Annotated in this window: 10 protein-coding genes; 3 read left to right on the forward strand and 7 right to left on the reverse strand. The window is 58.8% G+C overall.

The window, feature by feature from the left end; translation table 11 throughout:
• Positions 1 to 86: 86 nt before the first annotated feature.
• On the forward strand, positions 87 to 1739 hold the full coding sequence (gene ushA, locus SSARUM_RS05230; RefSeq protein ID WP_033647263.1) for a bifunctional UDP-sugar hydrolase/5'-nucleotidase UshA: 1653 nt from the start codon (positions 87 to 89) through the stop codon (positions 1737 to 1739).
• A 109-nt stretch (positions 1740 to 1848) separates the two neighbouring features.
• Here the strand turns inward: ushA and SSARUM_RS05235 are convergent, their stop codons facing one another.
• Positions 1849 to 2616, reverse strand: a complete 768-nt coding sequence (locus SSARUM_RS05235) for an AraC family transcriptional regulator (protein ID WP_033637359.1) — start codon at positions 2614 to 2616, stop codon at positions 1849 to 1851.
• Positions 2617 to 2715: 99 nt separating this feature from the next.
• Here SSARUM_RS05235 and SSARUM_RS05240 point away from each other — a divergent pair, with 99 nt between their 5' ends.
• Positions 2716 to 3879 (forward strand): multidrug effflux MFS transporter, encoded by a 1164-nt coding sequence (locus tag SSARUM_RS05240; RefSeq protein WP_060429638.1) that lies wholly within the window; start codon positions 2716 to 2718, stop codon positions 3877 to 3879.
• Between the two features lie 3 nt (positions 3880 to 3882).
• Here the strand turns inward: SSARUM_RS05240 and SSARUM_RS05245 are convergent, their stop codons facing one another.
• The 6 genes from SSARUM_RS05245 to SSARUM_RS05270 all read right to left on the reverse strand — a co-directional run bounded on the left by SSARUM_RS05245 (position 3883) and on the right by SSARUM_RS05270 (position 13261).
• Positions 3883 to 4650, reverse strand: a complete 768-nt coding sequence (locus SSARUM_RS05245; protein ID WP_049301645.1) for a thioesterase II family protein — start codon at positions 4648 to 4650, stop codon at positions 3883 to 3885.
• Between the two features lie 66 nt (positions 4651 to 4716).
• A complete protein-coding gene (locus tag SSARUM_RS05250; RefSeq protein ID WP_033647260.1) occupies positions 4717 to 5454 on the reverse strand; it encodes a tryptophan 2,3-dioxygenase family protein in 738 nt (245 codons plus the stop codon).
• Entirely contained in the window at positions 5451 to 6263 is an 813-nt protein-coding gene (locus tag SSARUM_RS05255; RefSeq protein WP_060387362.1) for a cyclase family protein, read from the reverse strand. Before SSARUM_RS05255 ends, SSARUM_RS05250 begins: the two co-directional genes overlap by 4 nt.
• Positions 6250 to 11958 (reverse strand): non-ribosomal peptide synthetase, encoded by a 5709-nt coding sequence (locus tag SSARUM_RS05260; RefSeq protein WP_060429640.1) that lies wholly within the window; start codon positions 11956 to 11958, stop codon positions 6250 to 6252. Before SSARUM_RS05260 ends, SSARUM_RS05255 begins: the two co-directional genes overlap by 14 nt.
• Before the next feature lie 69 nt (positions 11959 to 12027).
• On the reverse strand, positions 12028 to 12963 hold the full coding sequence (locus SSARUM_RS05265; protein WP_033647255.1) for a diiron oxygenase: 936 nt from the start codon (positions 12961 to 12963) through the stop codon (positions 12028 to 12030).
• A 13-nt stretch (positions 12964 to 12976) separates the two neighbouring features.
• A complete protein-coding gene (locus SSARUM_RS05270) occupies positions 12977 to 13261 on the reverse strand; it encodes a 2Fe-2S iron-sulfur cluster-binding protein (RefSeq protein WP_071883774.1) in 285 nt (94 codons plus the stop codon).
• Between the two features lie 354 nt (positions 13262 to 13615).
• Between SSARUM_RS05270 and dacB the strand changes: the two genes are divergently transcribed.
• Complete coding sequence (dacB, locus tag SSARUM_RS05275; RefSeq protein ID WP_033647254.1) at positions 13616 to 15082, forward strand: D-alanyl-D-alanine carboxypeptidase/D-alanyl-D-alanine endopeptidase; 1467 nt, start codon at positions 13616 to 13618, stop codon at positions 15080 to 15082.
• Positions 15083 to 15090 lie beyond the last annotated feature (8 nt).

Raw genomic sequence — 15090 nt, forward strand, 5'->3', positions numbered from 1 at the left:
TCGCAAAAATTTGAAATCAGCTGTCATTGATTCGCGCTACAATTTCGCCCTCATCATAAAAGCCATTTAATACACGGAGATCCGCCATGCGTTTTTCGCTGAAAACCACCGCATGTGCGTTGGCCGTTTCCCTGACGTTGCTGTCGGGGGCCGCCAGTGCCTGGGAAAAGGATAAGACCTACGCCATCACCATTCTGCATACCAACGACCATCACGGTCACTTCTGGCAGAACGATCATGGCGAATACGGCCTGGGCGCGCAGAAAACGTTGGTGGACGGCATTCGTCAGGAAGTGGCGGCGCAGGGCGGCAGCCTGCTGTTGCTGTCCGGCGGCGATATCAACACCGGCGTGCCGGAATCGGATTTGCAGGACGCCGAGCCGGACTTCCGCGGCATGAACCTGGTGGGTTACGACGCGATGGCGATCGGCAACCACGAATTCGACAACCCGCTGAGCGTGCTGCGGCAGCAGGAAAAATGGGCGACCTTCCCGCTGCTGTCCGCCAATATCTATCAGAAAAGCACCGGCCAGCGCCTGTTCAAGCCTTACGCCTTGTTCGACAAGCAGGGCATCAAGATTGCCGTGATCGGCCTGACGACCGACGACACTGCCAAGATAGGCAACCCGGAGTACTTCACCGACATGGAGTTCCGCGTGCCGGCGCAGGAGGCGAAGCAGGTGGTGGAGCAACTGCGTAAGGACGAGAAGCCGGACGTGATTATCGCCGCCACCCATATGGGGCACTACGACAATGGTGAACACGGCTCGAACGCGCCGGGCGACGTGGAAATGGCGCGCAGCCTGCCGGCCGGGTATCTCGACATGATTGTCGGCGGCCACTCGCAGGATCCGGTGTGCATGGCCGGCGACAACCGCAAACAGGCAGATTACGTGCCGGGCACGCCGTGCTCGCCGGATCGCCAGAACGGCACCTGGATCGTGCAGGCGCACGAGTGGGGCAAATACGTGGGCCGCGCCGACTTCGAATTCCGCAACGGCGAGCTGAAGCTGGTGCATTATCAGCTGATCCCGGTGAACCTGAAGAAGAAGGTGGAGAAGGCGGACGGCACCAGCGAGCGGGTGTACTACACCCAGCAGATCGCGGAAGACCCGACCATGATGAAACTGCTGACGCCGTTCCAGGAGAAGGGCAAGGCGCAGTTGGGCGTAAAGATCGGCAGCGTTAACGGCAAGCTGGAGGGCGATCGCAGCAAGGTGCGCTTCGTGCAGACCAACCTGGCGCGGGTGATGCTGGCGGCGCAGAGGGAGCGCGCCGATGCCGACTTCGCGGTGATGAGCGGCGGCGGGGTGCGCGATTCGATTGAAAGCGGCGATATCACCTATAAGAACGTGCTCAAGGTACAGCCGTTCGGCAACACCCTGGTGCATGTCGATATGAAAGGCAGCGAGGTTGAGCAGTACCTGGCGGTGGTGGCCAACATGAAGCCGGATTCCGGCGCCTACGCCCAGTTCGCCAACGTCAGCCTGGTGGCGGACGGCAAGGGCGTCAGCGAGGTGAAGATCAACGGCCAGCCGCTGCAGGCGGATAAAACCTACCGCATGGCGACGCTGAACTTCAACGCGCTGGGCGGCGACGGCTATCCGAAGCTGGACGGGCTGCCGAGCTACGTCAACACCGGCTTTATCGACGCCGAGGTGCTGAAGCAATACATCGAGAAACATTCACCGCTGGATGCGGCGGCCTACGAGCCGAAGGGCGAGATCGTCTATCGATAAGGGCGTAGCGGAACGGCGTTTCTCGCTTGTCGCGGGGGCGCCGTTCCCGCCGTCGCTTTTTTCCTCCCCATCAACGCTTTCCGTCGGCGTTGCCGTTTTAGACGGCCTCTTACTTTCTTCTCTCCATATACGCCCTCGGCGGGCAGCCCACCATATTCTTGAAAAAAGTGGCGAAGGCGCTGTCGCTGGAAAACGCCAGCCGACCGGCGACGTCGGATTGGCTCAGCCCTGCGGCCAGCATCTCTATTGCTTTGATCAGGCGCCATTGCTGACGCCACTGTTGATAACTGAGGCCGGTTTCACGGCGGAAAATCCGGCTGATGGTTTTCTCGGAAGCGCCGCTGTAGCGCGATAGCTCGTGCAGCGGCGGAAGCATGTCCAGATTGGCCAGATGGCGCAGGCGCCGGTCGCTGGGCAGCGGCAGCAACGTCAGTTCGCGCGGCGCGGCGGCGATCTCGTCCAGGCAGACCGCCAGAATATTGGCGTGAGGCCCATGCTGCCAGTCGGTGTCGAATGCGGCGAACGCGATGCGTTCCAACACCTCGCGCAGCAGCGGCGAGGCTGTCAGTACGGCAAGCTGCGCAGGCAGACAGGCATAGCGATCGGCGTCGAGATAAAGCGAACGGTAACCGACTACGCCGTTGACCTGAACGCGGTGAGCCACTTGCGGCGGGATCCAGGCAACTCTGCCCGGCGGCAGCATACAGATGCTTTGGTTGAGCGTGATACGCATGCTGCCTTGCTGACAGAACAGCAACTGGCCCCTGTCATGCCAATGCGTGCCAGAGTCGTGCTGCGCCAGTTCGGCGGCGATCCCGAGCACGCCGTTGTCGAGCGTATCCGGATTAAAACTGTCCTGCGCCTGAAGCCACGCCATAGTATGTCCGATTTTGTAAATTTATTGTCTTTTATATTGTAATCGGCGCCGGGAGCAGATGCTACCTTGTGCAGCTTATTCTTGGCTACAGGATCTGTTATGCAACGTAAGCTGACTCTGACATTGGCGACGTCGATGATGATGTTTCCCCAGGTGGTGGAGACCATCTACAGCCCGGCATTGACGCACATTGCGCACGGTTTCCGGGTAAGTGCGGAAATGGCGGCGCAAACGCTCTCTTGCTACTTTTTCGCCTTTGCGCTGGGCGTGGTGGTTTGGGGGCGGATGTGCGACGTCATCGGACGCCGTCCCACCATTTTGGCCGGGCTGACGCTCTATCTGCTGGCTTCTATCGTCGCACTGTTCAGCGGCAGCTTCAGCGTGCTGCTGGCGGCGCGGGTGCTGGCTGCCTTTGGCGCGGCGGTCGGTTCGGTCGGGACGCAAACGGCGATTCGCGATCGCTTCGACGGTTATGAGTTGGCGCGGGTGTTCTCGGTGATGGGGATCGCCATGGCGATCAGCCCGGCGGTTGGCGTATTGAGCGGCGCAGTGTTGACTCATTACTGGGGCTATCAGGGGGTGTTTAGCGGTTTGGCGCTGCTGGCGGCGCTGTTGCTGGGCTATGCCGGTTGGCAACTGCCGGAGACGCGTCCGCAACAGGTGGTGAAGCATTCATTTTTCGGCACGCTGGGGCGGATGATCAAGGACGGGGATATTTGGCTCAGTGCGCTGCTGGTGGCGTTGTTCAATATTTGCATGTTCAGCTATTACCAGCTGGCGCCATTCCACTTCTCGGCGTTGGAACTGCCGGCGCAGTGGTTCGGTTATACCGGTTTGGTGTTGGCGGCCGGGGTCGGTATCGGCGCGGCGATCAACAAGTTTTTGATCGGCAAACACTGGCTGTTCCCCGCGTTGCTGATGCTGGCCTGCGTTTTGTCACTGGCCGGCGGCCTGCTGGTACTGCTGCTGGAAGGGAGCTTGTGGTTCGTTCTGCCGATGATGCTGGTGGTGATGGCGTACGGCATCGCCATTCCCAATATTCTGGCGCGCGCGCTGCGGCATTATAAAGACTGCATGGGCACCGCCGGCGCGATCCTTGGCCTGATGTATTACCTGATGCTCGGCGGTGGCTTGGTGCTGGCCGGGCTGTCGCAGCACCTGGGCGCCGTACTGTCGCTCTGCAGCCTGTGCGTGCTGCTGTTGGCGTGGCGGGTGGTGCACAACGAGCGCCGTTTGGCGTTGCCTGAGAGTGAAAACGCCTGAGTGTTACCGGCTGGCCGGTTCGCTCAGGCGGCCAGCCAGCAACTGGTGAACGCCGGCTATCACCGCCTCGCGCTGCGTGGTGATATACATATGTCCGCCGGCAAAAGTGCGCTGCTGAAAATCGCCTTGCGCGATCCGGCGCCAGTCGAGCAAATCCTGCCGATCGATCAACTCGTCGTTTTCACCATAGAACATCGCCAGCGGGGCGTGGTAACCCGGTTGCGCAGGGAAAAGCAATTGGCTGGACAGCAACAGATCGGCACGGATCAACGGCAGATAGTAATCGACCAGCGCGCTGTCGCCGATGAGAGACTCATCCAGGCCCTCGCCGGCACAAAGCGCGTTCAACAAAGCGGCACGCGGCATCCTCAGCAACTGGCTGTGGCGCGCCAGAAAGGGCGATGAACTGGCGGAAATGATCAACTGCAGCGGCGGTTGGGGCAGCGCCATCGCTAACGCCAGCGCAACCCGCCCGCCAAGACTGTGGCCGAAAAAAATCAGCGGTTTATCCTGCAGTGGCTGCAGTGCCGGTATCAGTTGATTGATAAGCGATTGGGGTTGGCAGAGCGGCGCTTCGTGCGCCCGCTCCTCTCGACCGGGGTATTGCACGGCATAGAGTTCGATGTCCTGATGCAACGCGGGGCTCCATCGCTGAAAGGCAGTGGCTCCGGCGCCGGCGTGGGGAAAAGCGATCAGCCGCAGGCTGCCCTGGCGTCCCGGCGTCAGCGGTTTCAGGCCGAGGGGGGCGTTGGGGAAGTGGGTGCAATGCATGGCGAAAATCCGTATTTTCAGGGGGGCCAAGGAAGCCTGAGCTTCCTTGGCGTTAAGGGAATGCACTCAGTTGATGGCGTTCCACAATTCATCGAAGATCGGCGTGAACAGCGTAGATTTAAGATAGTCCGAACCCGATGAACCGCCGGTACCTTTCCGCTGCCCGATCGTACGCTCCACCAGTTTCACATGGCGGTAACGCCACTCTTGCAGCAGTGAATCCAAATCAAGCAGTTGGTTGAGCAGCAGCGACTCGCAGCCTGAACGCGTCAGCGATTGCCTGATGATGTCGTCGAAGCCTTGCGCCGCCTGATTGGGCTGGTCATTGAGACGCATCAGGTGGCCGCGTATCGCCTGCCATAGGGAAACCGGTTGGATGATAGCCGCCAATCGGCGCTGTGCCTCTTCATCACCTTGATACTGTTGTAGTTTCTTTGGGTTTTCCTTGCCGAGCAGCGCTTCTATGCCGGCAAACTGGTAGGATTGGAAACCGCTGGCGGTGCCGAGATAGCTGCGAAAACGCTGGAATTCATGAAACTTCAGCGTGCAAATCACGGCGATCTGATTCACCACGGTTTGGGTAATGGCATTGACGCGCGTCATCGTTTCGATCGCCGCCGGTATATCTCCTTCTTCGATCAGCGCGATCGCCAGATGAAGCTCATCGATCAACTGCTTGAACCAGAGCTCGTAGGTTTGATGAGTGATGATAAACAAGTTTTCATTGCGGTGTTCCGCAGACGGCGAGGCTGGCTGTTGCAGTGACAGCAGCTGGTTTAGCTGCAGATAGCTGGCGTAATTCATGATGTCACTTTCCCTGTAGAAAACGAAAATAGGACGGGCCGACTGGGAAGGGCATCCCCGCTCAGATCCGGCAGTTGAATGGTCAGAAAATAGTGTCCCGCCGCGGCGTGCGCGGGAACCTGAATCAGCTCGGTCACGGAGGCGTATTTGCGCCCGGAGTGCGGCCTGTCGGGGGCATCAAGCCCCCAAAAACGGCGATGGTTGTCCATGCGTCCGCCGTCGTATAGCCGGTCGATCGACGGAATATCCACCAACAGATGCTGGACGCCGAGTTCGACGATGCGCGCCAGAGCTTGATGGCTGAAGTAGGGCGCACAGGCTGCGGCGCGGAAATCGCTCGGCGTCTCGACCGCTATCACCAAAGCCTGCAGGTAGTCGCCCGACAACGGCGCCAGCGCGTCATCGAGCGCCGCCCGGGTAATCAGCCAATCTTCAGAGGCAGCGCTGGCGTTATAGCTCTCCGTGGTCCCGTCCGCGCGTTGCGGCCTGACGCGAATCAGGGTGGCGGCGATGAACGGTTCAAGCGGCAAATCCGCCACGTTGTGCGTTTCAGGAAGAATATGGCCGATGCATTCGGTGTGCGTGCCGTGGCAGTGTGGCACCAGGCTGATACGCTCGGCGTTGCAGACCCCGCCATGACGCACGCTGGCGACGGTATCGCCGTAACTCAGCGGCGCCGAATCGGCGGGGGCCACGCCATAAAGGTTGATCGGGTTATCGGCGAAGTCCAGCCTGGCCGAGAGCCGCAGCGGCTCTCGGTAGTCAAGGTGATGACAACGTCCATGGTGGTACACCTCAATGCGTTTCATCGGCGACCCCGGCAGTTTTGCTCAAGGCCAGCGCGGTGAGTTCGCGGATCTGGCTGTGCATGATGAATTCGCGGATAGTCAGCGAGACGCCCATCTGTTGACGAATGGCGTGCAGCAGTTGCGGGATCTGCAGTGAATTTCCACCCAGGCTGAAGAAACTGTCGCAGACGCTGATCTGCGTCTGCGACAAGACTTGTTGCCAGATATGCTGCATGGCGCTTTCCGCCTCGTTGGCCGCAGGCGTGTAGTCCGCTTCGGAAGCCGAGTAGTGGGTTTCCGGCGCCGGTAGCCGACGAATGTCGATTTTATTGTTGTTGGTGAGCGGGAAGGCCGACAGCACCACAAAACCGGACGGGATCATGATATTCGGCAAGCGAGCTTTCAGCGCCGTGCGCACCGCTTTTTCATTCAGCTCCTCTCCCGGCGTTAACTGCAGGTAGCTGACGATGCGGGCCTGCTGGCCTTCACCGACAATTAAGCTGAGCGACCGCTCGATATTGTCGAGAGAGGATAAACTGAGATCGATTTCGCTCAATTCGATGCGGTGGCCGCGAATTTTGACCTGGTGATCGTTCCGGCCGAGGTATTCCAGCTGCCCCTGACGATTAAACCGCACAATGTCGCCGGTGCGGTACATATAGCGCTCGGTGCCGAACGCCTGGCGCCGTAGAAAGACCTTATCGCTCAGCGTCGGGTTGCGCCAATACCCCGGTGATACCCCTGCGCCGCCCAGCCATAGCTCACCAAATGCGCCGCTTGGCATCGGGTTGCCGGCCTGATCCATGACCAGAACGTCAGTTGACTGTATCGGCGTGCCGATACAGTCGCTCGCGCCTTCGTGAGTCAGATCGGCGCAGGTCGACCAGATGGTGGTTTCCGTCGGGCCATACACCTGCAGCACCCGTGTCGCGATGCGTCGCAATTGCGTCAACAAGGCCGCCGGCATCTTCTCGCCGCCGCACAGCACGGTCAGGGGGCGCTGACCCGCCGCCGGCAGATGGTGGACGATGGTGCTCCAGACGGTAGGTGTCGCTTGAATCACGCTGGGCTGCTGTCGCTCGATAAAGTGATACAACTTGACCGGATCCATGGCGGTTTCGCGTGGACACAGCGTGACGTGCGCGCCGCCGGCCAGCGAGCAGAACAGTTCCAACCCAAAAATATCGAAACTGATGCTGGTCAGGCTGAGCACCTTATCGCTCGCGCTCAGCGCCAGCCGCCCGACGAAGTCGTGGGTGAAATTGTTCAGGTTGCCGTGGGTGATCATCACGCCTTTGGGGTTACCGGTTGAGCCTGAGGTGTACATGATGTAGGCCAGCGTATCGTCGGCTGGGATCGGCAATGTGTCGGCCGCTGCAGGTTGAGAAACCAGCGAGTCGAAACCGACGGCGGGACTGGCCCAACGTTGCTCTGGCTCACCATCGGTCACCAGCAACCGGGCTTGCGCGTTCTCGATCATGTAGCTCACGCGGTCGGCCGGGTAGTGTACGTCAATCGGCACGTAGTGTTTGCCGGCTCTCAGCACGCCGAGCAGGAGTACGGCGACGTGGCAACTTTTCTCCATCATGACGCCGACCGAAAAAGGCTTGCTGTCGATGCGCTGCAATGCATGCGCGATGCGCTCAGACTGCGCCCACAGCTGACGGTAGCTGTACTGTTGCCGTTCGCAGCTGACGGCGAGGCTGTCAGGCTGGGTTTGTGCCAAGCGAGCAATTTGCACCAGCAGCGAGTCACCTGAACCAGCGTCCGAGCTGACGGCCAACTGTTGCAGCCAATGTTGCTCCCGTTCGCATAGCGGGTTGAGGGCTCGCTGCGCCGTGTTGGCCGGCAGGGTGAGCAGTTGCCGCAGCGTTTGCTGATAGTTGTCCAACAGCATCTGCATGCTGGCGGGATAAAACAGTTCGCTGGCGTAATCGAGTTCGATGGCGACGGCGTCCTGTTCCACACTAAAGTTCCAGGTCATATCGAACATCGAGAAGCCGGACGAAAGCGGCAAGCGATGCAGCGTGCAATCGTGCAGGTTTTGTTGGCATACGTCGCCGGCGTTCTGCAGGATCGCCATGATTTGGAATAACGGATTTTTGTTCGACATCCGCTCGTATTCGATCTGGTGCAAGATCCGGTCGAACGAGAGCTGCTGATGCTGATAGGCGCCGATGCAGGTTTCCATCATGTTACCGATCAGCTCGGCCAGGGTGTCCTGTTCGCTCAGTTGGATACGCAGCGGTACGGTATTGACATGGAAGCCGCTGACCTGCGCCTGATCCAGGTTGTCCCGCGCTGCGATGGCGGTGCCGATGACGATATCCTGCTGCTGGGTATAACGGCTGAGCAGTAAACTTAATGCCGCGCAGAGCAAGGCGAAAGGCGTGGCGCCCAGCGCTTTGCCCCGTGACGCCAGCAGACCGGCCACGTCAGGCTGCAGCTGATAATGGATGCGTTCTCCGGCGTGCGTCGGCATTAGCGGGCGTGGTTTATCCAGCGGGAAGTCCAGTTCGCGGCAGCCTTGCAGTTGCTGTTGCCAGTAAGCGACATCCGCCGGCGCAGGTGGCGCGATGCCGCTGTTGACGATGTCTATGGTTTGGATCTGCGGTTGCGGCGCGTCAAACCCATTGTGATCGTCGAGCTCGTTATAGCGCTGCCACAGATCGTTAAGGATCAGCTGTTCGCTCCAGGCGTCGGTAATTATGTTGTGTTTTACCCAAATCAAAACATGGTGCTGCTGATGATACTGTACCAGCCGAAGCGTCAGAGGCGGCCGAGCGGTGATGTCGAAAGGCGTGGCACACAGTTGGCGCACCCACTTTTCTGCCGACAGCATTTGGCCTTCCACCCAGTGGTCGGCAAGGCGAATCGGGGTATGCGGTTCTGCCAACTGATAGGCGACACCGTCGGTTTCGGCGAAGCGAGTGCGCAGGCTTTCATGTTTTTCATAGATAAAATTGATCGCCTGTTCAAAGCGCGCCAGATCGAGCGAGCCCTGGATGTCTATCGCCAGCGGCAGGTTGTAACTGCAGTCGTCAGGATTCAATGCGCTCAGGTACCAGAGCAGGTTCTGCTGAGGGCTAAGCGGCGCGCGGCGTTCGTCGCAGATAGCGATGGCGCGCTCCGCGGCAACGGCCTTATTCTCGATATATTCGGCCAGTTTGCGTACCGTATTATGGCGGAACAGATCGGCGATGCTCAGGTGGCAGCAAAGATCGCGTGCGACGAGCGCGACGATTTTGCTCATGGTCAGCGAGTGTGCGCCCAGGTTGATGAACTCCTGTGTGACGTCGGCTTGCGGACAGCCGATGGCGTTGGCCACGATGCGCTCGAGAATGGCCTCAGTTTCTGTTTCCGGCGGCGTCAGGCGTTCATTTCGTTCATCCAGCGGCCAGTTTTCCAACTGTTGACGGGCGATCTTGCCATTGATGGTCAGCGGCAGCGCCGGCAAGAAAATAAAGACGCTGGGGATCGCGGCGGGGTGGAGCTGTGTGACCAACGCGTGACGCAGCGCGTCGATCGTCAGCTCAGGCGAAGCGGGTTGTACGAAGGCGGCGAGAATTTTGCCCGAGGGCTGGCTGCGAGCCACCACGCAGGCGCTGTCAACCAGGGGGTGACTGCGGACGGCGCTTTCCACTTCACCCATTTCGATGCGTACACCGCGTATCTTCACCTGGTGATCACGGCGGCCGACGAAAATAATGTTGCCCTGTTCGTCCCATTTGGCGATGTCGCCGGTTTGATAAAGGCGCTCTTCGGCCGCCATATACGGTAGCCGACAGGTAATGAACTTCTCTGCGCTCAGCGCCTCTTGATGCAGGTAACCGTGCGCCAGGCCGCTGCCGGCGATGCACAGTTCGCCCTCAAAACCGACCGGCAGTGGATTATGGTGGGGATCAAGGATGTGACAACGGTAGTTTTTCAGCGGTTTGCCAATGCAGTTCCAGGGAACGCCTGGACGATACTCGCACAGCGAAGTGGCAATGGAAGCCTCGGTCGGCCCGTAACCGTTGCACAATCGGGTGCGCTCGGCCCACCAGGTGACGACGTCCGCTGGCGGTGCGTCTCCCATGACGATCATCGTCCGCAGTCCCGGCCACATCTCGCGGGGCAACAATTCCAGAATTGCCGGTGTAATAGTGATATGGCCGATATCGTGTCGAGTCAGATAATCGTGCAGCGCGCCGACATCGGTATGCAGTTCCGAGGGCGCCAGATAAAGCGTCGCACCGCTGACCAACGCGCCATAGACGTCCCAGCCGAAGGCGTCGAAACCCAGCGAGGCGATGGCCAGCACGCGGCTGCCTTGCGCCAGGCCAATGAAATCGCGGTGGTTTTGCGCCACGTTGCTCAGGCCCTCACGCCCTATCATGACGCCTTTGGGCTTGCCGGTCGTCCCGGAGGTATAGCAGACGTAGGCCAGTGCGTCTCGCGATTGAGGGAGTTGCTCCGCATGAATGTTCAGCGAACGGTAGTCAATGCTTGATGGCGCAATGCACGGCGCGTCGCCGGAGTGCAACGGCGAGTCGGCCAAAATCAGCGCAGGCTGCACGTCGTCAAGAATGCTTTGATTGCGCGCCGCTGGCGCCTGCGGATCGAGCAGTACATAGGTTTTATTGCTTTTCAGTATCCCTAACAGCACGATCAGCAGCGTCGCTGACTTGTCCATCGAGACGGCGACGACCGAGCTGGCGGCCCCGCTGTGTTCAAGCAGCCAACAGGCAAACTGATCCGAGGCGCGATCGATCTCGCCATAGCTGTATATCTGGCCATCGGCATGCAGCGCGGCCTGTTGCGGATGAGCGGCGGCGGCGTGGCGGAACAAAGCGATGACGTCGTGTGCCAGCAGCTTGGCATCGTCGGTTGCGTTGAATTGGCTCAGGCGATGTAACGTTTGAGGTTGAGTAACAATGGGCGCGGCGACGGGATCGGCCGGATCTGCCAATAGCGCGTCAAGATAGTCGGTGAACGCGTTGAAACGCATGTCGTCGCCATACAGGGTAAGCTGAGTGCCGTCACCGCAAGCCGCTACGTCGACCATCGCTCGTGGCTGGGCATAGCGCCCCTGTTTGAGCGCGCCGGTTTCATTAAAGAAGAAATGTTGCAGCTGTGCGGGGGACGTGATGTCCGCCACCGGCAGCGTATGGAAGTCGGCGCCGGGTTGCCAGGTGAGATGGCAGAGATCGCTGCCGCAACGCCCCTGCATCTGATCGCCAAGGCGTTCCATCAGCAATGCGGTCAACTCGCGCATGCGCGTCGGTGATTCGGCATAGTATTTACGCGCCAAACGGTAGGGAGTGTCTTGTGCGTGCGGTAAGCCGCCACGCGAAAGCTCGACCACAATGTCGACAAGCTTTTCCTGCAGCAGGGGAAGTTGGGCGCCTGCGGCCATATCGGACAGCGCGTCGCACAGATAAGCGGTTTGGCCGGCGGAGCTAAAGTACAGAGAAAAGTGTTCTTGGTTTTGCAGGGTATCAATGTCGCTAATATTTTTTTTATTGGTTACGATCGTCAGCAGATTTTTTCCCTGCTGTTGCAGGCGTCGTATTGTTTCAGCGTTATTTTCAGTGGTGATAATAAGATCGAATTTTTCGATTGGACGGCGTTCGAGACTGATAAAACTAACCTGATGGCCGTATTCCTGTATTTCGTCTGTTAATAATTTACCGCAGGCACTGTCGCCGAAATAGCCAATATGAAGTAATTCCATTTTTGCTTCCTGAGAATAATGATTTCCCTTGCGGAATATCAAAGGGTGCTGAATTTTTATGCCGGTTAATTAGATTTTTGCATGCAGCGCATCGGCGATAGGCAAATCAGCCAGAATGCCCGATTTATTCAGTGCCACCAGCATTTGTTCCGTGACGATATTATTGGTTTCCCACGGTTTAACATGCGTTGCTGGATAAGTGTCTGCGATGATGTCGATAATTTCCGCTTCGGCCAGTCCGAGTTGGCGCAACATGCAGGCGCTGAAATCTTTGGCGATAGCGTCGGTTGCGTAGCCTTCCAGGAAAGCCAAAATCGGTTGTTGCAACGCTTGCTTGGTCGCCGCGTCGCTGTGGCGCCAGATATGGCTTAGCACCTGCTGTGAGAAGCGGGCATGGCGGCCTTCATCCGCAACGTGATCTTTCATCACCAGGTAAAAGGTCGGGAAGATATCTTCGTTGTTGATCACATCGATAAGATCGGTGGTCAGCGCCTGCTCAGACAGAGACACGCACACCAGTCGCAGCAGTTCGCGCAGCCGTTCGTCCCCCATTGCCAACGATTGCGCCAGGGCATAGGAAGCCTCGGTGTCTTTTGGCATCGGCAGCGGCGCAATGGACGTCATTTGCTCTACCTGATTGATCAGATCCAGCGCCACCAGGGCGTGATAGGACTCATCCACGACCACGGTCAGCGCGTCTAAGCGCATTTCAAGCGGAAAGTCTACGCCGACCGCGTTTTTGTAGAGCTTGTAACTGGAATCATTGATGATATCCAACTCGATGTTGGCGATGCCATTCAGGTAGTGGTAGAGGGTTTGCACCTGAATATAGCGCAATGCTTGTTCACCGAGCGCGGCAACGCGCGGATGGAGGCACAGCGGCAGACGTTCGAGGGGGAAGAAAAGGGTTGATTGGCTGTCCTGTTCGTTGAGAAGGCGACGAGGACGGGAGCGGACAATCGCGGCGCGATCCCATTTTTTCAACGTGGTTTCAATGAGGCTCATCGGTTAATCCTTATTAATAGAGTTCTATTTCAATATCCGATTGTGAATAGGCACAGCAGGCTAGAATAATATTTTCTTCTAACTCCTCTTCGCATAAGGCACTCTGTTTTTCATGGCGTATATTTCCGCTGATTAGAAGTAATTTGCAACAGCCGCACCTCCCCTTTCGGCATAGGTTGGGGATGTCGATATTTAATCTTTCGAAGTTTTCAAGCAGCGACGTTTCAGGACAAAAGTCACCGATGCCCGCGCCATCAAAAATAACATGATGACCATCGGGCCCTGTTTTTGCAGACATGGTGTGTTATTCCCTATGGAAGTCAGTGAGTGAGATCACATTTTAAAATTCATATAAGTAAATTGTTATTAATAATAGGTTGTGGGTTTTAATGGGGAGTAACGATAGCTTTGGCTTTGTATATTGTCAACACGACACATTAAAAACATTAACATTATATTAAAGGTTGTTTCACATAATATAGTTCATATTCAAACTTTATTGCCTGAATTGTTTAGCAATTCTTATTATTGTTTGTTTTATAATATCAACAGGCAAAAATATTTGTTCAGCGAATGGAAAACAGGACGTCGCCGCCTTCTAATGATAGCCTGAGCGGCAATTTGGTTTTGATAACGCAAGCAGGAAGATGACATGTTGAAAACCGCAGGCTGGCTGCTGCCCGCCATCCTGGCGCTGGCGGGGTGTTCGTCATCCGGCCAACGTCATGAGCAAACGCTTAGCCAGGCGCTGACGGCCCTCGGCCAGGACAAGGCGCTGATTGGGGCGTCGAACGGCGTGATGGTGCGCGACGCCGAGAGCGGCACCGTGCTGTATCAGGCGCACGCGCAGCAGCGTTTGGCGCCGGCTTCCAACATGAAGATGTTCACGTCTCTGGCGGCGTTCGGCGTGCTGGGGGCGGATTACCGGTTTGAAACCCGGCTGCTGACCACCGGCGAGCAGCGCGGCGACACCTTGCGGGGGGATCTCTATCTGCAGGGCAGCGGCGATCCGACGCTGCACCCGGACGATCTCGACAGCTTCGCCGCCACGCTGGCGCAGCGTGGCATTCGCCATATCCATGGGCGGCTGATCCTGGATGCCAGCGCGTTCGATCAAACGCCATTCGGCGCCGGCTGGAGCTGGGACGACGAACCCTTCGCCTTCGCCGCGCCGATCTCGGCGCTGAACTACGCCTTTACCCCCGGCGGCGATATCAACGTGGTGCAGGTGGACGTGCAGCCGGGCGCCCGCGCCGGTGCGCCAGGGCGGGTGAGTTTCTATCCCGCCAATGACGCGGTGAGGCTGGTCAACCGCACCACCACCGGCGGCGACACCGCACTGACGTTCGATCGCCAGCCGGGCAGCAACCGAATCGTGGTCAGCGGCACCGTCGCCGCGCAGGCGGAGGCCAGCTCACGCTTGATTACCGTCGATCAGCCCGCCCGCGTGGTTGGCGCCTTATTGCAAAATGCCCTGCGCGCGCACGGCATCACGCTGCGCGGCAACGCTGAAGAAGGCGTGACCCCTGCGGGCGCCCGGCTGCTGGCGGAAAAAACCTCGCCGCCGCTCTCCCGATTGGCCGTCACCTTCCTGAAAGTGTCCAACAATGGTTACGGCGAGGTATTGACCAAAGCGATGGGCCGCAAGACGCAGGGCAAGGGGGACTGGGCCGCCGGCCTGCAGGCGATCGGCCGGTTTGTGCAAAGCCAGGGCATCGAGGCCAGCGCGTATCGCCAGGTGGACGGTTCCGGGCTGTCGCGCATGAACCAGATCACGCCGCAGCAGCTGACGACGCTGCTGCTGGCGGCCAGAAAACAGCCGTGGTTCGCCGAGTGGTATAACGCCTTGCCCATCGCGGGCCAGCCGGGGCTGCTGGTGGGCGGCACGCTGCGGAGCCGCATGGTGAAAAGCGCGGCTGCCGGCCGCGCCCACGCCAAGAGCGGTTCCATGACCGGGGTATCGTCGCTCAGCGGCTATGTCGACTCGGCGACCGGGCGGCCGCTGGCGTTCGCCATCATCAGCAACAACTACCTGGTGCCCGGCGCAGAGGTGAAAGCGCTGGAGGATCGCCTGGTCGAGACGCTGGCGGCCTGTGACGCCTCGGTGGTGTGCCGCTGAGAAGGCGG

The organism is Serratia sarumanii, assembly GCF_029962605.1.
Lineage (GTDB): Bacteria > Pseudomonadota > Gammaproteobacteria > Enterobacterales > Enterobacteriaceae > Serratia > Serratia sarumanii.